This window comes from Nonlabens spongiae (genome assembly GCF_002117125.1).
GTDB lineage: Bacteria > Bacteroidota > Bacteroidia > Flavobacteriales > Flavobacteriaceae > Nonlabens > Nonlabens spongiae.
In genome coordinates, this window is the sequence record NZ_CP019344.1 from 2186767 (window position 1) to 2208981 (window position 22215).

General features: G+C 41.7%; 23 protein-coding genes. 14 read left to right on the forward strand and 9 right to left on the reverse strand.

The window, feature by feature from the left end; all coding sequences use genetic code 11:
• Positions 1-107 precede the first annotated feature (107 nt).
• From BST97_RS10080 to BST97_RS10105, 6 genes are all read left to right on the forward strand, one after another.
• Positions 108-1124, forward strand: coding sequence for a sugar phosphate nucleotidyltransferase (locus BST97_RS10080; protein ID WP_085767114.1), 1017 nt, complete (start codon positions 108-110; stop codon positions 1122-1124).
• Positions 1125-1318: 194 nt separating this feature from the next.
• Positions 1319-2680: a tetratricopeptide repeat protein gene (locus BST97_RS10085; RefSeq protein ID WP_085767115.1), complete on the forward strand. Its 1362-nt coding sequence runs from the start codon at positions 1319-1321 to the stop codon at positions 2678-2680.
• A complete protein-coding gene (locus BST97_RS10090) occupies positions 2677-3435 on the forward strand; it encodes a DUF4292 domain-containing protein (RefSeq protein ID WP_407668575.1) in 759 nt (252 codons plus the stop codon). Before BST97_RS10085 ends, BST97_RS10090 begins: the two co-directional genes overlap by 4 nt.
• Entirely contained in the window at positions 3436-4644 is a 1209-nt protein-coding gene (locus BST97_RS10095) for a murein hydrolase activator EnvC family protein (protein ID WP_085767116.1), read from the forward strand. It abuts the gene before it with no gap.
• A 55-nt stretch (positions 4645-4699) separates the two neighbouring features.
• Positions 4700-4954 (forward strand): type II toxin-antitoxin system Phd/YefM family antitoxin, encoded by a 255-nt coding sequence (locus BST97_RS10100; RefSeq protein ID WP_085767117.1) that lies wholly within the window; start codon positions 4700-4702, stop codon positions 4952-4954.
• A gap of 1 nt (position 4955) precedes the next feature.
• Positions 4956-5213 carry a Txe/YoeB family addiction module toxin gene (locus tag BST97_RS10105; protein ID WP_085767118.1) on the forward strand — a complete coding sequence of 86 codons (258 nt, stop codon included), beginning with the start codon at positions 4956-4958 and terminating at the stop codon, positions 5211-5213.
• Here the strand turns inward: BST97_RS10105 and BST97_RS10110 are convergent.
• A complete protein-coding gene (locus tag BST97_RS10110) occupies positions 5210-5722 on the reverse strand; it encodes an acyl-CoA thioesterase (protein ID WP_085767119.1) in 513 nt (170 codons plus the stop codon). The genes BST97_RS10105 and BST97_RS10110 overlap by 4 nt on opposite strands.
• 268 nt (positions 5723-5990) lie before the next feature.
• Between BST97_RS10110 and BST97_RS10115 the strand changes: the two genes are divergently transcribed.
• From BST97_RS10115 to BST97_RS10130, 4 genes are all read left to right on the forward strand, one after another.
• Complete coding sequence (locus BST97_RS10115; RefSeq protein ID WP_085767120.1) at positions 5991-7460, forward strand: lipopolysaccharide biosynthesis protein; 1470 nt, start codon at positions 5991-5993, stop codon at positions 7458-7460.
• Complete coding sequence (gene dut, locus BST97_RS10120) at positions 7460-7894, forward strand: dUTP diphosphatase (protein ID WP_085767121.1); 435 nt, start codon at positions 7460-7462, stop codon at positions 7892-7894. The genes BST97_RS10115 and dut overlap by 1 nt, the downstream gene beginning before the upstream one ends.
• Before the next feature lie 10 nt (positions 7895-7904).
• Entirely contained in the window at positions 7905-8891 is a 987-nt protein-coding gene (locus BST97_RS10125) for a tetratricopeptide repeat protein (protein ID WP_169711562.1), read from the forward strand.
• 86 nt (positions 8892-8977) lie between these two features.
• Complete coding sequence (locus BST97_RS10130; RefSeq protein ID WP_085767123.1) at positions 8978-9166, forward strand: Sec-independent protein translocase subunit TatA/TatB; 189 nt, start codon at positions 8978-8980, stop codon at positions 9164-9166.
• Between the two features lie 143 nt (positions 9167-9309).
• Here BST97_RS10130 and BST97_RS10135 read toward each other — a convergent pair whose 3' ends face one another.
• The 3 genes from BST97_RS10135 to BST97_RS10145 form a co-directional block, all read right to left on the reverse strand.
• Entirely contained in the window at positions 9310-10293 is a 984-nt protein-coding gene (locus tag BST97_RS10135; RefSeq protein WP_085767124.1) for a DUF4837 family protein, read from the reverse strand.
• 7 nt (positions 10294-10300) lie between these two features.
• Positions 10301-11839, reverse strand: coding sequence for a LysM peptidoglycan-binding domain-containing protein (locus tag BST97_RS10140; RefSeq protein ID WP_456152433.1), 1539 nt, complete (start codon positions 11837-11839; stop codon positions 10301-10303).
• A gap of 89 nt (positions 11840-11928) precedes the next feature.
• Positions 11929-13113, reverse strand: coding sequence for a phosphoglycerate kinase (locus BST97_RS10145; protein WP_085767126.1), 1185 nt, complete (start codon positions 13111-13113; stop codon positions 11929-11931).
• A 41-nt stretch (positions 13114-13154) separates the two neighbouring features.
• Between BST97_RS10145 and BST97_RS10150 the strand changes: the two genes are divergently transcribed.
• Complete coding sequence (locus BST97_RS10150) at positions 13155-14306, forward strand: DNA polymerase III subunit (protein WP_245833541.1); 1152 nt, start codon at positions 13155-13157, stop codon at positions 14304-14306.
• A gap of 188 nt (positions 14307-14494) precedes the next feature.
• On the opposite strand, the gene BST97_RS15820 is transcribed toward BST97_RS10150, so the two are convergent.
• Positions 14495-14638 carry a hypothetical protein gene (locus tag BST97_RS15820; RefSeq protein ID WP_157111605.1) on the reverse strand — a complete coding sequence of 48 codons (144 nt, stop codon included), beginning with the start codon at positions 14636-14638 and terminating at the stop codon, positions 14495-14497.
• Positions 14639-14839: 201 nt separating this feature from the next.
• Between BST97_RS15820 and BST97_RS16150 the strand changes: the two genes are divergently transcribed.
• The 3 genes from BST97_RS16150 (at position 14840) to trpS (ending at position 18075) form a co-directional block, all read left to right on the forward strand.
• A complete protein-coding gene (locus BST97_RS16150; RefSeq protein ID WP_245833543.1) occupies positions 14840-15400 on the forward strand; it encodes a carboxypeptidase-like regulatory domain-containing protein in 561 nt (186 codons plus the stop codon).
• Between the two features lie 27 nt (positions 15401-15427).
• Positions 15428-17017: a TonB-dependent receptor plug domain-containing protein gene (locus BST97_RS10160; protein WP_245833545.1), complete on the forward strand. Its 1590-nt coding sequence runs from the start codon at positions 15428-15430 to the stop codon at positions 17015-17017.
• A gap of 89 nt (positions 17018-17106) precedes the next feature.
• Positions 17107-18075, forward strand: a complete 969-nt coding sequence (gene trpS / locus BST97_RS10165) for a tryptophan--tRNA ligase (protein WP_085767129.1) — start codon at positions 17107-17109, stop codon at positions 18073-18075.
• Positions 18076-18181: 106 nt separating this feature from the next.
• On the opposite strand, the gene BST97_RS10170 is transcribed toward trpS, so the two are convergent.
• The 4 genes from BST97_RS10170 to BST97_RS10185 all read right to left on the reverse strand — a co-directional run bounded on the left by BST97_RS10170 (position 18182) and on the right by BST97_RS10185 (position 22169).
• The gene (locus BST97_RS10170; protein WP_085767130.1) at positions 18182-18799 is read right to left on the reverse strand and encodes a deoxynucleoside kinase; all 618 of its coding nucleotides are present in this window, start codon (positions 18797-18799) and stop codon (positions 18182-18184) included.
• A gap of 2 nt (positions 18800-18801) precedes the next feature.
• A complete protein-coding gene (locus tag BST97_RS10175; protein WP_085767131.1) occupies positions 18802-19584 on the reverse strand; it encodes a hypothetical protein in 783 nt (260 codons plus the stop codon).
• A gap of 283 nt (positions 19585-19867) precedes the next feature.
• Positions 19868-20557 carry a response regulator transcription factor gene (locus BST97_RS10180; protein ID WP_085767132.1) on the reverse strand — a complete coding sequence of 230 codons (690 nt, stop codon included), beginning with the start codon at positions 20555-20557 and terminating at the stop codon, positions 19868-19870.
• Complete coding sequence (locus tag BST97_RS10185; RefSeq protein ID WP_085767133.1) at positions 20550-22169, reverse strand: sensor histidine kinase; 1620 nt, start codon at positions 22167-22169, stop codon at positions 20550-20552. Before BST97_RS10185 ends, BST97_RS10180 begins: the two co-directional genes overlap by 8 nt.
• Between the last annotated feature and the right edge of the window lie 46 nt (positions 22170-22215).

The following is a 22215-nucleotide window of genomic DNA, read 5'->3' on the forward strand; positions in this document are numbered from 1 at the left end:
AATATTGCCCTGAATAAAATGAAGAACTTAAAACTCATCTAACCCTCACCACTAGTGTAATTCTTATTTTAGCCGTTTTATAATAGACTCAAACCACTAGAAAGAATATGAAAATTATAGTTCCCATGGCTGGTCGTGGCTCTCGATTGAGACCACACTCACTTACCGTTCCTAAACCACTTATTCCAATTGCAAATAAGCCTATCGTTCACAGATTAGTGACTGATATCGCTGCAATACTCGATGAACCGGTGGAAGAAATTGCTTTCATATTAGGAGATCCAGCGTTTTTTGGTGATGATGTAGTAGAAAGTCTCACGGAACTTGCGGAAGATTTAGGTGCTAAAGCCAGCATCTACCGCCAGCTGAATCCGCTGGGGACGGGACATGCGATCATGTGTGCAGAGCCATCACTCTCTGGAAAAGCGGTAGTAGCTTATGCTGACACCCTAATCAGAGCCGATTTTCAACTTGATCCAGCCGCAGATGCCGTGATCTGGACGAAACAAGTAGATCGTCCTGAGGCTTACGGTGTGGTAAAACTGAACGAGAAAGAAGAGATCGTAGAATTGGTCGAGAAACCGCAAACTTTTGTGAGTGATCAGGCCGTTATTGGAATCTATTATTTTAAAGAAATAGGCGATCTTAAAAAAGAATTGCAGTATGTAATCGATAATGACATCATTAACGGCGGTGAATATCAGATCAACGACGGTATCAAACGCATGATGGCAAACGGTAACATTTTCAAAACCGGAACCGTAGATGAGTGGATGGATTGTGGAAACAAGCAAGTTGCAATTGAGACCAACCAGCGCATTTTGGATTTCATGGTCAAGGATAAAAGTGATGAGCTAGAAACCAGTCCAGAAATTGATAATTCTACGATTATCCAACCTTGCGTGATTGATTCCAGCGCTGTCATCAAAAACAGTACGGTAGGTCCTCACGTCTCTATAGGTGCGGGAAGTCTTATCGAGAACTGCTCCATCAGCAACTCACTCATTCAAAACCACTCTACAGTTAAAAATGCCAAACTTGACGAGGCAATGATCGGTAATCACGTGAAATATGATGGTAATTTTTCCAAAATCAGCATAGGTGATTATACCACGATGGAATAAGAATTTTTACTGTGAAGATTTGACTAAAGACCGCTGCGCTTGATGACTTAGGACTAAAGACAGTGATAATTTGTCAAATCTTTGTAATTAACTGGTTACATTGATGTAGGCTTTATAACGGCATTGATTTTGAACCTTTAAAATCGTTAACTAATCTTGAAAACAAGAATGTTATCTTTATCCATTAATCTGCTATGATCAAAAACCTCATCCTACTTTCCTCGCTACTGCTTACCGCACCCCTTTTTGCGCAAGAAGAGGTCGCTGAGCAGGAGGTTAATGTGGATGATTTGGGTAATGTAAACGACGAGTTTAAGGAGACTTTCTTCAATGCATTGGCTGAGAAAGGCAAGCAAAACCACGATCGTGCCATCACCCTACTTGAGCGCTGCCTGGAGTTGCAGCCGTCAAATGCTGCGGTTTTGTTTGAATTGGGTAAGAATCATTTGAGTAATAACGCTTTCGCGAAAGCGGAAGATTACCTTCTACGTGCCATAGACAGCAAAGGAGAAAACGAGTGGCTGCTCGACACCTTGCTTGAGGTCTATCAAGAAAACAACGATCAGGATAAGGCGCTGGAAACGCTCAAAAAACTCGTCGCGATCAACGAGAATTATGAAGAACTCCTACCCTTGCAATACATTAAAACCGGCCAGCCTGACAAGGCACTGGAGGTACTGGAAGGTTTGGATAAACGCATAGGAGAAAGTGCAAATAGGAATTTACTTAAACGCCAGCTGCGATCCCAATTTCCCGGCAAAGAACCTATTCTGGATGAGCAGGCGCTTCTTGATCAAATCGAGCAACAACCAGAAAACGAAGAGGCTTATATAAAGCTGATCTATCTCTACGGGAAGCAGAATGAAAGCGACAAAATGTTGCAAATCGCTGCGCAAATGGAAGAAAATCTACCGCAAAGCGACAAGGCACAACTGGCGCTCTATAAAATTTATTTTGACCAGGGAATGGTTGAAAATGGCATGGAGAGCATGCAACGCATATTTGAGTCAGACGAGTTTGATCTAGAGACAAAAATCAAGGTGCTCAACGACTTCATCCAAGTTGAAAACGTGGACGCGACAGACAGCTCACTGCTTGAAAAAGCAATCACTAATTTTTCTGCCGAGGTGGATGACACACAGGCTATGAAGGTTTTGGGAGATTATTACTTAAAACGCAAAGATCCCAGCAACGCTATCGCCTTTTACGAAAAAGGATTAGAAACTAATCCTGACGATTACGACCTGATCAAGAACGTCGCCTTGTTATCCATAGATTTAAAGGATTATGATCGTGTAGAAAACCTTACTTCCAGCGCTCTGGAGCTTTATCCTGCTCAACCTTTACTTTATCTGCTCAATGCGATTGCACAAAATCATCTTGAGAATTATGATGACGCGATCATGCAATTGGAAATGGGCTTGAGCTACCTCATAGACGAGCCTAAAATGGAGCAAGATATCTACCAGCAACTCGCCAGAGCCTACGAGAAAAAGGGCAACACAACTAAAGCCGCAGAAATGCGTTCTAAAGCAGAGGCACTCAGCAAAACATGAACTTGAAGCGATTTTTTATATTCTTATTTTTTGGACTTCTCATTGCGAGTTGTAACCCAAATCTCAAACCCTCAAATAAAGCAAACGAGGCCGCAAAAAAAGCGCGCGTGGTAAAATCACACGAGGCCAGTTTTGCCGATTTTAAAACCCTCAAAGCACGAGTGGGAGTCGATTATCAGGACGATAAGCAGTCACGCTCCATCACCATGAGCTTGCGTATGGAAAAAGGTAAACACATCTGGATGAGTGCAAGTTTACTGGGTTTTACACTTGCAAAGGTTCATATCACTCCAGACCGTGTTCAGTTCTATGAAAAGCTCAACAAGCGTTACTTTGATGGAGATTTTAGGCTGATCAGCGATTTTTTAGGAGAGGAACTTGATTTTGAACAACTAGAAAAAGTGCTCATGGGTCAGGCGGTAGAACCCCTTTTGAATTACGATTACAGCATTGCGGAAAATAGCTACGTCTTCAGAGCTGACGGTGCTTTCAGCAAGTTGTTCAGGATACGCCCCAGCGATTTCAAACTCTCCCAGCAAGCGATTTCAAAGCCTCAAGAAAACAGTTTCTTGATGATTAAATATCCTGAATATCAAGAGGTGGGCAAGATTACCATTCCGCAGGTGATCAATATTGATGCAAAGCGCAACCAGCGGTTTTCAAAGGTAAATCTGGATTTCAATCGTGTGGAGCTGGATGAGGATTTGAGCTTCCCATTTGAGATCCCAGATGGTTATACAAAAATTGAGTTGTAGATGAAAAAAGCTGCGTTGTTTATCGGACTGATTTTGATGGTTTCCGCTTTCGCGAAAGCGCAGACCCGAGCAAGCCTCGAGAAAAGAAAAGCTGAAATACAGTCCGAAATCAATCAATTCTCACAACTGCTGAAAACCGTAAAAAAAGAGGAAGCCACGATGCAGTTGCGTGTGGAAACCACGAAGAAAAAGATCGCCAGCACTCAAGAAATCATCAATATCACTAACAAGCAGGCTAATCTAATCACGCGCAGTATTAATGAGAACAAAGCGCAGATCAAAAAACTAGACGAAGAGGTCAAGGAACTCAAGGCTGATTATGCTGAGATGGTGGTTAAGTCCTATAAACGCAACAATGAGCGCAGCCGGCTTATGTTCCTGCTGAGTTCAGAAAACTTTCTCCAAGCCTACAAGCGCATTCAGTATCTCAAGTCTTATGCAGATTATCGTAAGAAGCAAGCAACTGAAATCAAGGAAAAATCTGACTTGCTGGTTGAGAAAAACAAGCAGCTAGACGAGGAGCGCAAAGAAAAAGAAACGATTCTTGCTGCCAATAAAAAGCAAAGGGAAGAGCTCAAAGAGGACAAGAAAGAACAAGAAGCATTACTTGCTCAAGTGCGTGAGAACGAGTCCAATTATGTAGCCAGCATTGAGAAAAAAGCAAAAGAACGCGCTGATATAGACCGAGAAATCAAAAAGCTGATTGAAGCCGATATCGCGAGGTCTAATAAAGGAAAATCCACGACCACCGCAAAAGCGACAAAATTCTTCCTCTCACCTGAAGCAAAAGCACTTGCGGCAAACTTTAAAGGGAATCGCGGTAAACTCCCTTGGCCTGTGGAGCGAGGTTTTATAAGCATGCGCTATGGAACGCAGCCCAGCCCTATCGTCCCTCAGGTTAAAATCAAATCCAACGGCTTGAGGTTTCAAACTCCTGAAGGCGCAAAAGTGCGTGCCGTTTTTGATGGCGAGGTGGTTCATGTATTGAGAAACAAATATGGAATCCTTTCCATTCATGTGCGACACGGTAACTACACCAGCATCTACAATAACCTGAAATCAGCCACGGTGAGTAAAGGTGATAAAGTGTCCACCAGCGACACACTAGGAGAAGTCTTTACCGATCGCTCTGGCGTGACTGAACTCCAGTTTGTTTTACTAGAAGAAAGCCAGACGCTGGATCCAGCACGATGGATTTTGAAAGGGTAATTAACAAATCTGTACAATTTTTTGTACATATATTTGTACGTATTAAACATTCGTTATGCTGATCGCTTCCATTTCAGATTTTAGAAAAGACCTGAAGTCATATTTAGATCGAGTAGTTTCAAATTTTGAAACCTTGATTATAAATCGCGGAAAAGACAAGGGAATTGTCGTGATGTCTCTTGATGAATACAATTCTTTGATGGCTACAAATCACGAATTATCATCTAGAACTAATGAAAAACGTCTTGATCAGTCGATCCAGCAATTGAGAGAAGGGAAAGTAGTTGAGAAAAACCTGATTGAGGAGTAAAATGAGGTTAATTTTCAGTGAATTAGCTTGGGAGGATTACCTCTATTGGTTGAAGACAGATAAAAAGCGACTCAAGAAAATCAATGATCTGATCCGAGCCATAAAGCGTGAATCATTCACAGGTATAGGAAAGCCCGAACCTTTAAAACATAAATATAGCGGATTCTGGTCCAGAAGAATAGATCAAGAACACAGACTCATTTATCAAGTTACGGAGAATGAGTTGCTAATTGCAAAGTGTAGATTTCATTATGACTAATCCTCAAACAAAGCCCTTAACTCTGTAGCTTCTGAAGCCTTCATTTTTCCTGCAAGTACCAGACTCAATTGCTTTCTGCGCAGCGCGCCGTCATATCTATTTTTCTCTTCTTCAGATTCTGGATGGATCGCAGGAACCTGTACGGGCTGTCCCGTATCATCAACTGCGACAAAACTGTAGATTGCCTCATTTGCTTTAGTGCGCTCGCCACTCTCACGATCTTCTGTCCATACGTCCATGTGAACTTCCATAGAGGTTTTAAAGGCGCGTGTTACTTGAGCCTCAATCGTTACAACACTTCCCAGCGGCACCATCCTATTAAATGCCACGTGATTTACTGATGCCGTTACCACAATTCTTCTACAGTGTCTTCTCGCGGCGATACTAGCGGCACGATCCATACGAGCAAGCAATTCTCCCCCAAAAAGATTATTCAATGGGTTAGTCTCACTAGGCAGCACCATGTCTGTTACCGTTGTGAAAGATTGTTTTGGCGTTTTAGTCTCCATCAGGTTGAAAATTTTTGCAAAGGTAGAACGGTAAAAAAAGTCTTAAAAACTATTGGCAAAACATTGATAAGATAGCTTGCTATATCGATAGAGCTATAATATTTGAAGAGAAATCTTATGTGGTACGCTTTTGCGAAAGCGTAATAATTTAAAGACTTATTCAAAACTTCTAGCACTGAGAAGCAAATCAAAACATGAATATCTAGGTAAATAGCCGTAGCCCTTAGCTCCTACTTTATTGTATTTTTGAAAATCAATCTACCGTTGTTTGGGATCCATCAAAAGACTTTTTCAGCACACGTTTATTTATGGTCTTGCAACCGTACTGCCTAAGTTGCTGACGGTGTTGCTCACTAAACTATTGACCAAATACCTTCCTGGAGAAATTGAGTTTGGCGAGGTTTCCATCATCTTTTCTTATATCATTTTTGCCAATGTGATTCTGACCTACGGTATGGAAACGGCGTTTTTCAGGTTTCAGAACGATGAACGATATCGAGAGAAAACAACTTCTACCGCAATGGTTTCGCTGTTTGGGACCACGGTTTTGTTTGTTGTGCTGGCTTATTTATTTCTTGAGCCTATCTCTGGAAGCACGGAAATCGACGCCCGATATTTAAAATGGGTGATTCCGGTGATTGCCTTGGACACCTTAATGGTAATTCCATTTGCCAAGATGCGAGCAGATCAAAAGCCAAGAAAATATGCCCTGATCAAGATGCTGAACGTGGTGCTATCAGTAGGTACGACGGTTTTATTTTTTACCGCTTTGCCCAGCTTTCCAAGTGTTGCGCAATACCTGCCCGAAGATCGCATAGAATTGTTTTTTATCGCATTTCTCGCTGCTAATTTGATCACCTTCATACTTATTTGTGGTGTTTATTTCAGTTCTTGGGCCTTTGATCGTGTGTTGTGGAAGAGAATGTTGTCTTACGGCTGGCCTATTTTGATAGCAGGATTAGCCTTTGCGGTCAATGAAACGGTAGATAAAATCCTGCTCCAAAAATTCCTTCCTATGAGCGAAGCAGATGCTGAGGCTACCGTGGGGATCTATACCGCTGGATACCGGCTGGCGGTGGGAATGACGCTATTTGCCCAAGCTTTCAGATTGGGAGTCGAGCCTTTCTTTTTTAGCCAGTCTGGGGATAAAAATGCTCCTGCACAATATGCGTTAATTACTAAAGCCTATGTCGCTCTTGGAGTCATCGCATTGTTTGCCTATGTGTTGCTCGTAGATCTGATCCGACCACTTCTGGTGGATGATGGTTTTATTACCGCCATGGATATTGTACCTGTTATCTTGATTGCCTACCTATTTTCTGGGGTGTATCAAACTTTGAGTGTTTGGTATAAAATCAACGACAAGACTTATTACGGCGCGATCATTTCTTCTATTGCCGCGGTGCTGACTATCACTCTGAACATCATTTTCATACCCAAATACGGCTATTACATAAGTGCAGCAGCAACCTGTGCCGCTTACGGCTTGATGATGTTAATATCCTATTTATGGAGCCGCAAACACTTTCCCATACCGTATGAAGTGGGGAAACTAGTTGGGTTTCTCCTACTTGGAATCGGTGCGACGATCTTTTTCTTCTATTATATCAGAGCTGAATACGGCGTGGAAACCTTGGAAACCTATGGGATAGGCTCAGCCATGCTATTGCTCCTTGCAGGCATTGTGTTGTATGTTGAGCGTGGATCTATATATTCCCTAATCAAAAAACGAAGCTAATGAACGTAAAAATTATCAATAAATCAGATCACGCCCTACCACATTATGAAACAGAGGCAAGCGCTGGAATGGATCTGAGAGCGCATCTCGAAGAAGACGTTATATTAGAACCTCTTGAGCGTGCCATTGTAAAAACAGGACTGTTTATGGAACTGCCGGTGGGACTGGAAGCTCAAGTACGTCCGCGTAGCGGTTTGGCTGCAAAATCTGGTATTACTGTTTTGAATGCACCTGGAACCATCGATGCAGATTATCGTGGAGAAATAGGTGTGATTTTAGTCAATTTATCGAAAGAGCCATTTACTATTCAAAATGGAGATCGCATCGCTCAGATTGTCATCGCAAAACATGAGCGTATCAAGTGGCATAAAGTAAATGAATTAAACACAACGGACCGCGGAGAAGGCGGTTTTGGGAGTACGGGAGTAAAATAATATAATGATTATGAGTAAATACCTATTGATTATTTCGATTGTTTTGAGTTCTTTTTCAAACGCTCAAATTATCGAAAATGACAGCATCCCAAAACGATCAAAATTTGATATCTCTTGTGAATGTATATCAAAGATTGATCGCTCTGAAGAAAGAGAAAAGCAATTTGAGAGCGTAGGAGATTGTATAAGAGAAGCTATAACTCAAAAGCAAATGTCTGAAGGGCTTGCCGAAATAATGAAGAAAGTTTCAGACACTCTTAAGTCTTATGAAAAATCGGAAAAGGATATCGATACCCTCATCGTAAGTGATGATTCTCTAAGCGAAAAACTTATCATCGATGCATCAAAAGGCTACGATGAGTTAGAACGTCAACTCATCAATGATTGCGGAGCGATGAACAGTCTGTTGAATGACACAGCAGAAATAAGCAGTGAAAACTCAGTAAGTAAGGATAAAAAAGCATTGAAAGCTTATAATAAAGGTTTAGAATATTATCAAAAAGGAAATTTTGAGAAGGCTCTTGAACATTATAAAAAAGCGGTCAAAGAAGATAAAAAGTTTGCATTTGCTTGGGATATGGTAGGTATAAGTCATCGCCAGCTTGGGAATTACAAAGAGTCTGTAAAAGCTTATAAAAAATCCTTGAAGATCGATCCTAGAGGAAAAATGCCTCTTCAAAACCTTCCCATCGCATATAGGATGCTTGATGAGTGGGAAAAAGCAGCAGACTATTATAGAGAACTGATTAGATTTTATCCTGATGATCCAGAAGGTTATTATGGATTAGGTCAGTGCGGTAAAATTTTGAAAGATTATGATATGGCCTTAGATAATATGATTCAAGCGTATATCAAATATCAGGATACTGGTTCACCTTACGTGAAAGACGCCGGAACAGAACTCAACGCTATATACAGTTTACTTATTGATAGCGGTGAGGAAGATCTTTTCATGCGGTATGCTGAAAAGTACGGCATGACAGTAAACAAAGACTAAGTTCAACAGCAAGCAAACATTAACGCACTTAATTCTTGCCACTTATAAGCTTATCGTATCTTTGCCACTCAATAAAAGCGATTGTTATGTACGCAAATTATATCTTAGCTGTACCTGGAGTCTGGAGCATTATCCTTATTGTGGTGGTGGTACTTTTACTTTTTGGAGGTAAGAAAATCCCAGAATTGATGCGTGGTCTAGGTGGCGGTATCAAAGAATTTAAAGACGCTACTAAAGAAGATAGCGATAAATCAAATAAAAAAGTCGAGGAGTAAAATCCTCTTTTTACAAAACAAAAAAGGTGCTGAAATTTCAGCACCTTTTTTGTTTACCTGTCTTACGACTTTCAATTCTAGTTGTTAGCTTCATTAAGTTTTCCCTCGAGGGGAATGTCCGCAGGAGCAGGGGTGTTCAAAGCTTATTCTTTTGAAACTTCTCCTCCAAATCGCGCACTTCTCAATATCGCTTCCAGTTCAAAAAGATAATTTCTTTGAATACTGTTAGGCGCACTTACGTAACCTTCCAGAATAAGCCAGTTGTTTCTGTCTTTGTTATAGACCGTGTAATTGATAAAAGGTCCAGCCATAAACATATTTACGACCTCCCAATTTCCTCGGGTCTCAAAGGCAAATCTGCCATCGATCTGAGTCTCGTTGAGTAATGGAGTAAAATTCGCTTCGGTTTTGAACAAGCCGCCCTCATCTACGGGAATTTTTTCGCCACCTACTCGATCACGTACTTTAATAATATCTCTTATCGTATTACTGTCTCGTTTCACCTCAGCATAGTCCACCTCATAGATCATGATGTCCATAGTCCCGGCTTCAATACTCTTTCTCAACCAAAAGAAATCAGGGTCATCTTGAGCGGCATATCTATACGTGCGCGGTACCGTAATATCAATACCAAAACGCTCCTTGATTCGATCCGTGTTCAGCTTTGTTTTATTCATAAGGTAGTTTTTCCAGGCTACCTCGCCTCTTGAATAAACGTCCACGATGTTATCTCCATTCTCTGAAATCACCCGAGCGATTTCTTGACTATTTGAACCTTTGATTACAATACCTATTTGGGGATTGGCATATTTGTCCTTCTTCACAGAAACTCCAGCACTGTCTGACTGCTCTATGATCAAATAATTGCGGTTTTTTAGAAGCAGACCGTCAAAGGCTTTTGGTTTTATGTGATTCAGCGTGAAAAGTGGTTCCTCGCGCACGATACCGTCTATAGGACGTGCTAATACATTCCTTATACTATCTCCTACGACTCCTTCCCAATCTTTATTTGTGGCCACAACTAGAACATCATTGAGACGACCGGCACTATCTTTTAAAACAACAGGTTTGTCATCACAACTTATCATTAGAACAAATAAGGGGAGCAGCAGTAGTAATTTCTTCATGATCAGGTTATTTCAGTTTCAGCACCATGCCGGGCTGTAGGTCTTTTGATTTTTGCGGATTCAATTTCTTCAAGTTCGCAATACTTGTGCCATAAGCTTGTGAGATCTTCCAGAGGCTATCTCCTGTTTTTACGGTATGCGACGTGGCATCATCAGATTTTTTGATGGTTTGAGTTGCCACGGGCTTTCTGGGATGAATGTATAACCGCTGACCTATTCTCAAATTATTGCTGCGCAACCCATTCCATCGCTTGATCTGACTCACGCGCACTCCGTACTTTCGGGCTATTTTGCCCAGGTAATCACCCTTCCGCACGGTGTAGCGCACGCGGTCTGGCGCTTTGAGTAGCTCTGGTAGTGGTTTTTCCCTTTTTTCAAATTGCGCTTTCGCGAAAGCGTAAACACTATCCTCATTGCTTACAAATCGGCCGGCAGCATACAACGGCAATCGTAAATTATAGTTTTTACCCTTGATCACCGGAATGATGTCCAATTTGTAGCTGGGATTGTGGAACTGGATGACTTCCAGATCCTCATCAGTAAACTGGGCAACATGCTCCAAGGTAATCATTTGCTTCACGCGTATGGTATCTGTTGCAATACTTTTAACCGTGGGACGCGCAGGCTGGAAACCGTGTTCCTTAGCATATTTAAAAAGATACATGATCGACTGGAATGCAGGTACGTAGCCCGCTGTTTCACGCGGCAAATAAGGCCGCAAATTCCAGTAATTCTTATAACCGCCGCTGCGACGTATAGCTTTGTTCACATTTCCCGGCCCTGAGTTGTAGGCAGCAAGAGCAAGATCCCAGTCGCCGTAGATGTTATACAGACTGCGTAAATATTTACAGGCGGCCTCTGTCGCTTTGAGGGGATCCATGCGCTCGTCAACATAGCTGTTGACCTCCAGCCCATAATTGCGACCCGTGGTAAACATAAATTGCCAGAGGCCGGTGGCACCTACCCTGCTTTTAATACGTGGATCCAAGGCACTTTCTACCACCGCAAGGTATTTCATCTCAAGGGGTATGTCATACTTATCCAGATATTCCTCAAACATGGGAAAGTAGTAGTCGCTCAGCGTCATCAATCGCTCCAGATAAACTCGCTGATAGCCCAGTTTTTTATTGATCAGCTTCTCCAGAATAGGATTGTAATCGATTTGGAAAGGCGTTTCTGCATTAATTTGTTTCAATCTTGCTTTGAGCGTATCGGTAGGCAGTTTTTGAGTAACTATCTCGCTATAATCCATCTGCACGATTTCGTCGTGCATATAGTCGTACAGATCATTGTTGTAAAGCTCCGTGAGAAAATTTTCCTCATAAGCATCTACCTCGGGATAGGTGAAGCGTTTCCACGAGAGACTATCCACCACAAGTGAGTCTATTTCTGTTTTGAGAACGGGAAGTTCTCCACCCTGAGAATCTGTCGTGATATCGAGAACAGTATTCTCTTGCTGCTCAACCTGAACCGTATCTTGTTGTACTTGTGAAAAAACAACCGCACTAGCCCAAAGAGCAAGTGCGGCTGGAATCCATTTCTTTATTTTCAAATCTTGTTTTTTCTGTATCGATTTATAAGTTTTAAGTGGCTACAATATTTGAACCAATTTCACTATCTCTTGCTGCAATAATATTACTCGCCTTTAATCGCAGCAATCCCTGGCAGCGTCTTTCCTTCCAGCATTTCCAGCATGGCACCGCCACCGGTTGACACGTAGCTTACTTGATCGTCAAAACCAAATTGCTTCACCGCCGCAACAGAATCACCACCTCCCACTAGGGAAAAAGCTCCATTTTCAGTAGCCTTTGCAACGGAACGACCCAAGGCCTTAGTACCCTCAGCAAATTTTTCCATTTCAAATACTCCCGCAGGACCATTCCATAATATCGTTTTTGCACCGAGCAGAACACGGTCAAAATTGTCTCGCGACTTCTCGCCTATATCCAGTCCCATCCAGCCTTCAGGAATATTGTTTATCGGTGCTTTGTCAATCGTTGCCTGTTCTGAAAACGCGTTTGCCGTTACGACATCTACTGGCAGGTGGATTGCGGTATTGGTCTCTTTTGCCTTTTCTAGAATTTCTAGTGCCAGATCTTGTTTGTCATCTTCTACTAAGGAATCACCCACCTGGCCTCCTAGCGCCTTGATGAACGTGTAGGCCATACCGCCGGCAATGATCAAATCATCTACCTTTTCAAGAATATTCTCGATCACGGTAATTTTTGAAGACACTTTTGCACCACCCAATATCGCTACGAGTGGTCGCTCGGGAGTTTCCATGACTTTTTCAAGGCTGCTGATTTCCTTTTCCATGAGCTTCCCAAAACATTTCTGCTCGAAGTATTCTGCGATGATCGCCGTGCTGGCGTGAGCCCTATGTGCGGTCCCAAATGCGTCGTTGATGTACACGTCGCCTAGTTGAGATAACGCTTTCGCGAAAGCGTGGTCACCAGCAGTCTCCTCACTATGGTAACGCAGATTCTCTAATAAAAGAACCTCACCCGGCTGAAGGTTATCAGCGGCCTGTTGCGCTATTTCACCCGTACATTCAGAACAAAACTTGACCTCAACACCTAGAATATCACTTGCGGTAGACACCACATGCTGAAGGGAAAACTCTTGCTCTTTATTTTCAGGTCTTCCCAAGTGTGACATTAAGATGACAGCTCCACCATGCTCCAAAACGTGAATAATGGTATCTTTTGCAGCTTTGATACGCGTGATATCAGTCACTTCTTGCTGTTCATTTAACGGCACGTTGAAGTCAACTCTTATCAAAGCTTTTTTACCTTCAAAATTTATATTTTCTAGCGTCATTTTTATTGGTTATCGTGTTTTCAAGCAAATATAAAGCTTATATGGGTTCTTATATTTGCAGCATGCGCTACTCCCAGATCATAGGTCTCGATTATGTCAAAAAGCACTTGCAGACCACGGTCGAGAATGATCGTATTGCCCACGCCCAGCTTTTTGTAGGACGCACCGGTAGTGGAGTCTTACCACTCGCTATAGCTTATGCGCGCAACGTGCTTTGTTCTCAAGGCAATGAAAACTGCGATGTGCAAATGGATCGCATCATGCATCCAGATCTGCATTTTTCATTTCCCGTGGCATCTACTCCTGCTTCAGGTTCAAAACCTACTTCTGATCAGTTCATCGCAGAATGGCGCGAGTTCTTAACCGAGTCACCTTACGGTGCACTTCAAGACTGGTATGAAAAAAGTGGGATTGAGAAAAAAAATGCTGAAATAAGAGTTGTAGAAGCGCAGGCGATCATGAAAAAATTGAGCCTCAAATCTTATGAAGGCGGGAATAAAATCCTCATCGTTTGGGGCGCCGATAAAATGAATACAGAGGCTGCCAATAAATTACTCAAAATCATTGAAGAGCCGCCTACCGGTACTATTATCCTTTTGCTAGCAGAAGACGAGGAGCGCATATTGAATACCATTAAATCCCGTTGCCAGATTCTTCATGTTCCCAAATTAAGTACGGCAGACATTGCAAATGGACTGGTAGAGCGTCTAGGCATGAGTGCTTCAAGTGCTCAAACGGTAGCGCGTCAAAGTAATGGCGACTTTCAAAAAGCCCTCCAACTACATGAGCAAAGCAGTGAGGATCTTGAATTTGAAAAGTGGTTCATCACATGGGTGCGTACAGCGTTTCAAGCTAAGAAAAAACCGAGCGCCATAACCGAGTTACTCAACTGGGCAAATGACATCGCCAGCCTTAACCGAGAAACACAAAAACGTTTTTTGAATTATTGTTTAGAGTTCTTCCGCCAGGCAATGTTGCTGAATTATAAAGCTCATGAAGCGGTTTATTTAAAACCTGGAAATAATTTTGAGCTTGCCAAATTTGCACCTTTTGTATCTGGAAACAGAGCGGTAGAAGTATATGAGCAAATCAATACTGCTATTTATCACATAGACCGCAATGCTAGCGGGAAAGTAGTACTAAGCGATCTAGCGATAGGACTGACGAGAATTTTGCATAGTAGGGAGGTTTAGCTTTAAAGTTTTATTAATCAATTCCACAAATTAGAGTTTATTCCGAGAGAGGTTTAAACTCAATCTAGATATATTTGCACCGTGAAGTTTCTAGTATTTATCATATCTATTTTTCTACTAGGTCAAAGTTTAAGTTACTGTCAGGATGAATCTGCAGGCCAGGATGTGGTTATAGAACACTGTGGAGATCATGATGACAGTAACAAAAATGGCGATCCTTGCTCTTCTATCTGCGCTTGTAGTTGTTGCCTAATTGTTTCTTTCAGCACAACAGAAACTACGATTTCAAACCCCATAATTGAATTCTTTTTGCTTGAAAGGTCTGATGCCATCGAAATAGATTTACCCAGCCAATTTATTTCTGGCCTTCTTCAACCTCCCCAATTCGCATAGTTAAATTAACCGATTGCTCAATTTCTAGCTATTTCAAATTAAACTAGAGATTCATTCATTTTTTATTTCTTATTAAAAAAATGCCTTTGCAGGCATCTCAATCTATGCGATATTCTAAAATCATATGGATCAGCTTATGCATGTTTCACTTACTTATCAATGCAACTCCAGTTCATACTCAAGCTGATTCAAATCAATCTAACAACTTATATATCAGCGTTAAAGACGCTACTGATCAACAACCCATACTAGGAGCGAGTATTTATATTCCAGAACTAGAAACAGGAACAACAACTAATGTTTCTGGTGAAGCTACCTTTAGCAATCTAAACAAACAGACATTTGAGTTGCAAATAAGCTACATAGGTTATAAAACCTACATGACCGATGTAGATCTCTCACAAAAAAATCGGATTGAAATTCTACTCCAACCTGAGGAAAATGCGCTGTCCGAAATCGTCATTCAGTCCACTCGAGGCACTAGAACTTTTGCGAGAACTCCTACTAGGGTTGAGTTCATAGGTGGTGAGGAACTGATAGAAAAAGCATTGATGAACAGCACAAATATTTCTATGGTTTTAAGGGAAAGTACAGGAATTCAAATGCAACAAACCTCTCAAAGTAGTGCCAACCAAGTTATAAGGATTCAGGGGCTTGATGGCCGTTACACACAGTTGCTCAAAGATGGTTTTCCCTTATAAGGAGGCTTTGCAGGAGGTTTGAGTATTATGCAAATACCACCTCTTGATCTTGCCCAATTTGAAATTATCAAAGGAAGCTCTTCCACGCTTTATGGAGGTGGGGCCATTGCGGGACTTGTAAATATGCAGTCCAAACGACCACAAAGAGAGGCAGAACTTGATTTGATGCTGGTGGGAACACAGGCTTCTGGAGCTACAGTAAATACATTTTACTCTAAACGTAATGATCGCTGGGGAACGACTCTTTTTGCATCTGGAAACTTACAGAAAGCCTATGATCCCGATGATAATGGTTTTTCAAACCTACCAGAAACTAAGACGATTACCGTGAACCCACGCCTATTTTATTATCCATCAAATCGGACTACATTTTGGTTAGGTTTGAATGGAACTTTTGATGATCGATTAGGTGGAAGTATAGAAGCTATCGACAATGATGCTAACACCTACAAAGAACATAACATCTCTCGTAGATTGAGTTCTCAAGCAAGTTTCAGAACATCATTTTCAGACCGCTCATCGCTCGAAGTTAAAAACAGCATCAATCATTTTGATAGAGATCTTCATACCAGAAATTACCAATTTACTGGAACCCAGATTAATTCATTTACCGAAGCGAGCTACACACTTTCAACAAACCGCACCGACTGGGTTTTTGGAACTAATCTTTATACGAGCAGCTTTGACGAGCAAGACACACAATCACCTAGAGATCAAAACGATACCACCATCGGTGCGTTTATAAATAATGTGCATGATCTTAATGAGCATTTTATACTTGAAACGGGATTCAGAACTGATTACGCAGTAGATTGGGGCGTTTTTGCACTTCCAAGAGTTTCCCTACTTTACAAAAGCGATGGAGCTTTCACTAGTCGGTTAGGTGGTGGATTAGGGTATAAGATTCCTGATATTTTCACTGAAGATGCTGAGCGTGTCAATTTTCAAAACGTATTAGGTATTGATAAAAATCAGTTGGAAGCTGAAACAAGCTATGGAGTCAATTTGGATTTTGACTATAAATTTTCGCTAGGAGGTAGAACTACGCTTTCCATCAATCAATTGTTCTATTTAACAGCTATCGAAAACGGATTGACACTCAATAGCACAGATAATGGGTTTTTAGAATACAGAAACGCCCCAGATTTAACCATGAGCCGTGGAGCAGAAACTAATGTAAAGATCAAGTTTGGTGATTTTAAATGGTTTTTGAATTATGCCTTTATCGATACGCAGCTTAATTATTTAGATGGCAATCCTCAAATACCGCTCACGGCAAGACACAGTGCTGGAAATATCGTGATGTATGAAACTCCCGAGTGGCGTCTAGGATTTGAATCTTATTACTGGGGAAAACAGTTGCTTTTTAACGGAACAGAATCTGAGGATTTTATAACCCTAGGCTTTCTAGCCATGCGAAATTTTGAATGGGGTGGTCTTTACATCAACTTTGAAAACTTTACCGATCGCAGACAAGATCGGTTTTCACCAGTGGTAGAAGGCACATTAACAAATCCTCAATTTAATGAGCTCTATGCACCTAATGATGGTTTTATTTTTAGTGCTGGTATCATTTGGAAACCCTTTGGGAATGAGATGGAGCATCATGATGATTGAGACGTGAAAATTGGTCATACCTGACTAGCACTAAGCCAGCATAAATCTTCATTACATCTACCTTATTTTTGCACCAATTCTAAACAGCTATGGCAAGAATACTCACAGGGATACAATCTACAGGAACACCGCATCTAGGGAATTTATTAGGTGCGATCATTCCGGCAATTGAAATGTCTAAGAAAGCAGAAAACGACTCCTTTTTGTTCATTGCAGACTTGCATTCCCTTACCCAGATAAAAGATGGGAAAACGCTCAGAGAAAATACCTATTCTACTGCAGCGGCATGGCTTGCCTGTGGCCTTGATGTAGAAAAAAGTACTTTTTACAGACAAAGTGATGTGCCACAAGTGACAGAATTGAACTGGTATCTAGCTTGTTATTATCCTTACCAGCGATTGACGCTGGCACATAGTTTTAAGGATAAAAGCGATCGTTTGTCTGATGTAAATGCGGGATTATTTACCTATCCCATGCTCATGGCTGCAGATATTCTTTTGTATGATGCAGAGGTCGTTCCGGTCGGCAAGGATCAGCTTCAACATATTGAAATTACAAGAGATGTTGCGGGTCGCTTCAATCACCAGATGGGAGAAACTTTTGTTGAACCACAAGCAGAAATTCAGAAAAACACCATGCTCATTCCAGGTACTGATGGTGACAAAATGAGTAAGTCCAAAGGAAATATCATCGACATTTTCCAAACCGATAGAAAACTTCGCAGGCAATGTATGTCCATCGAGACCGACAGCACGCCGCTTGAAGAGCCTAAAAATCCAGACACCTGTAATGTTTTTGCACTCTACAAGATCATTGCATCAGCTGAAAAAGTGAATGAAATGCGATCCAATTACCTTGCTGGTAATTATGGATACGGGCATGCAAAACAAGCGTTATTTGAAGCCATAGTGGAACGTTTTTCAGAAGCCAGAAGCAAATACAACCACTTTATGGAAAATAAGCACGAGATCGATGAAGCACTTGCTCGAGGCGCTGAAAAGGCTTCTGGTATCGCAAATGAGGTTCTTAAGCGCGTGCGGAAAAAGGTTGGATACTAAGAATATTTGAGGTGACTTTGATTGCGCTCAGACACCCGGGTGAAATAACAAATCAAGCAAACGGCGCTTCGGCTCCGCTCAGCGACCATTTGTTTTCCAGAATAGACTAGGAAAAAAGCCCGCCCATCTCTGCATCGATCTTGTTGATGATACCACCCAGGTCTTCAGGGTTGTTCACAAAGTCGATGTTGTCCACATCAATGATGAGTAGATTCCCCTTATCGTACCCGTGAATCCAGGCTTCATAACGCTCATTAAGGCGACTCAGGTAGTCGATGCTGATCGTATTTTCATAATCACGACCGCGCTTGTGTATTTGGCTCACAAGATTGGCGATGGAACTGCGCAGGTAGATCAAAAGATCTGGAGCTGCTACGAGTTTTTCCATGAGTTCAAAAAGCGAACTATAATTATCAAAATCGCGCTGAGACAATAATCCCATCGCGTGTAGGTTAGGCGCAAAAATATTGGCATCCTCATAGATCGTGCGATCTTGAATGATCTTCTTGCCACTCTCACGTATTTCAAGCACCTGGCGGAAACGGCTGTTCAGAAAGTAGACTTGTAGATTAAAAGACCAGCGCTCCATGTCTGTGTAAAAATCCTCGAGGTAGGGATTTTCCAGCACGTCCTCAAATTGAGGACTCCATTTGTAGTGTTTGGCAAGTAGTTTTGTGAGGGTCGTCTTGCCAGCCCCTATATTTCCTGCAATGGCAACGTGCATATCTAGTCTTTCTCTGGATTAAGCGGGTAAATCGTGATTTTTTTACCGTCCCAAATATAAAGTTTTCCAGCCTTTAGATACAAGGATTTGACCTCTTGTGCATCGTTGAGGCTTGTTTTAGTTCCGCTTTCGCGAAAGCGGAAATCCTTTCCAAAAACATAACCTATAACCTCATCTTCATGAATGACTATAAGTTGCTCAAAATCATAAGCTACATGATCTGATTGATCAATGGCAAGAACTCCTGTACGGCTGCCGTAACTGTTGTAGCTATGCACCGCACCCGCCGATTTTACATGGCAAAAATTATAGTCTGTATGCAAGCGGTCCACGGTGACCTTCATGGTGGGCGTAGAAACGACAACCGTGTTGTTCACATAATTGAAGAGCTGCAACCTGTTCTGATCTAAGTCATGCAACCATAGCCGACGCTCACCCGCTAACCGCACGTGCTCAATGTAACGGTAGGGTTCCAAATCACTTAAGACAATGCGTTGGTTCTCGTTCATGCGATTGTCCAGAAGCACCACGGTTTGCGTGTCTTTATAAAACAATAAGATCTTCAAAGGATTGATCAAATCCACGGTAGTAAGATCGCCCAACTGAACGTCGTAGAACTGCAACCGCTGCTTGCCCACCTGCTTATACAATGTGTTGTTCACAGAGTAATAAAGCGCTTCAAAATCATCCACGCCGTAGAAATCATCTGCCTTTAAGGCAAAAAAGTTTGATTGAGCCCGGGTGCAGAAGCAGGTAAGTACGAGAAAAACTGAAATCCAACGCATCGCTGAAAAGTACAACGATTAAATCAGATGATTATTGAAATAATTAAAGTAAGTGGACATGCCAAGTATTTTTCTTGGGATGTTTCCAAAGAATCCGAGAGGAATAATAGTTTCAGTTAAACCTCCGAGGTTTGGTTCAATGTTACGAACCAGACTTGACCGGTAAAGCTCGCAGTCTCTTTAGGGCAAAACCTCGGAGGTTTGATCAGGGTTGAATCAAGCTTCCCCACTCCGTATTGAGACATACCAACACGGATAGTTGGCAAGTTAGCTATAACAAATTCTAAGGCACCATTAATTTATAGCCATACCCACGCACGTTGATGATCTCGATGCGGTCATCTTTGGCCAATTTTTTACGAAGGCGCGTAACAAAAACATCCATGCTGCGCCCAGAGAAGAAATCATCATTACCCCAGAGTTTTTTGAGGACGAAGCTGCGATCGAGTACTTTGTTTTTCTTTTGCAAGAGGTGGTACAGCAAATGCGATTCACGGTGGGTGAGTTTTACTTCTTCATCATCCTTGTAAGTTAGTCGTTGTTTGGGAAAGTTGAAGCTGTAATCTCCTATCGCATAAATGGCAGCCGTTTTTTGAACTTCTTGTCTGTTGAGTAGGTTTTTGATGCGCACGATCAACTCTTCCATGGAAAACGGCTTTTTGAGATAATCGTTCCCACCTACATCAAAGCCTTCCAAAACATCTTCGGTTTGGGATTTTGCAGTCAAGAAGATGATTGGGATCTGCTCATTTTCTAGTCTGATCTTTTTAGCGAGTGAAAAACCGTCCAGCTCTGGCATCATCACATCCAGTACCAGTGCATGCGGCTGGCTCTCTTCAAATGCTTTATAGGCCTTTGCCCCATCATTGCACAAGCGTACTTTAAAACCCCTGGTTTCAAGGCTTTCTTTTACGATCATACCTAGTGCCGGTTCATCTTCTGCGAGGATAATGTCTATTGCTTCATTATTCATAGGGCAAGGTTATTTTGAAATTGGTGTTAGGTTTAGTCTCCAGTTCTATGGTCCCGTTGTGTTTTTCAATAATGGCTTTAGTATAGAATAATCCGATACCAAAACCTTTCACATTATGCTGGTTACCGCTTCCTACACGGTAGAATTTATCAAAGATACGCTTAGCGTGTTTTGCGTCGAGACCAGATCCATTATCGGTCACGTTGATCAAAAATTGAGCATCTGATTGGGCTAGTGTGATGGTAATGCGGTCACCTCCATATTTAATCGCATTATCAACCAGATTGTTGATGGCGTTTTCAAGATGAAAAGCATCGGCCATGATGGAGGCTTCTTTTACAAGATGGTTAGAGAACGTAATTTCTTTTGTGGTCTGGCTGGAAAAGCGGTGCGTGATCAAAGTGAGTAACTCCTCAAGATCTGTATGGCTTTTTTGCAGGGCAAGATCCTTACTGTCCAGCGTTGCCGTTTCAAGCAATTTTTCTACCATGATGTTGAGTTTAGTCAACTGGTCGCGCCCCATGGCGAGATACCTATTTGTTTTCTCCACATCGCCACTGTCTGTAAAACTTTGCACTCCCTCAAGTGCAGCTCCAGCAGTTGCTATAGGCGTTTTGAACTCATGAGTGATGTTTGAGATCAAATCATTTTTCATGCGGCTCAGCTCCTTCTGATTGTTGATCACAACCAATAAATAAAACAAACAAAAAATAACACTCCCTACCAGCAAAAAGCTCAAGAGAATCCCAGTTAGATTTCGTTTTAAAATCTGCATGGTGAGATTTCCATAGTTTACAATGACCTCTTGATTTTTCTTTAGGAGGCTGCTATTTGCTTTGGCACTAAATGGAAGCTCGGTTAGAGGGTCTATTTTAAGATCGTTTTCGCTTTTTTCATCATTAGCAACCAGCGTGTAATCAAGATCAATTTTCTTACTTTTCAAATTGCTGTGAAAAATGCTATCAATAACTGCTAGATCGACGGTATCGTCGGTCATGCTAACCACGATACGACTGGTCAGGCTGGTCAGCTCTTCTTGAAGTCTGGCAGTCTGCTCTTGACTGGTCACCTCAGGTACAAAACTGGTAACAATAGTATCACCTGTTTCCTCGTTTATATCGGTTTTGGTGTACCCGAAACTTTCTAAAAAACTATCCCTTTTTACTTGAGAACTGTCTTCATTAATAATGGGTAGACCGAAACTCTCAAGCTCATTTTCTCTTGTTTGTTTAAACCGTTCCTGAAACTTTTTCAGAGAATCCATATCAGCTCCCTTTAAAACGGTCAGACCTTGTCTGCTTTCAAATCTTATACCTTTCAGCGTTGCAGCTTTACCGCCGTTTTCTTCATTTGCTAGATCGATTTGTTCAAAGACGTCATCTATTGCTCCTTCCTTAAGACTTCCCTCAAAAAAAATCCCAAGCGTATTGTCCTTTGCCTTTTTGGTGAAGTACTGATCCACGCTTTGATCTAGTGTAGACTGGACATCTGTGACCAGTTGCTGTTCAGATTCCCTATAAGTTTTATAATTCCAGTAAAGTTGTATGCATAACGTTGTCAAAATCACAAACGTGATCAAAACAAGCAAGTACATGTATTTACGGTCTCTCATATTTCAAAGGTGCGCCTATTTCAGCATTGTAAAAAACGGCTTAACA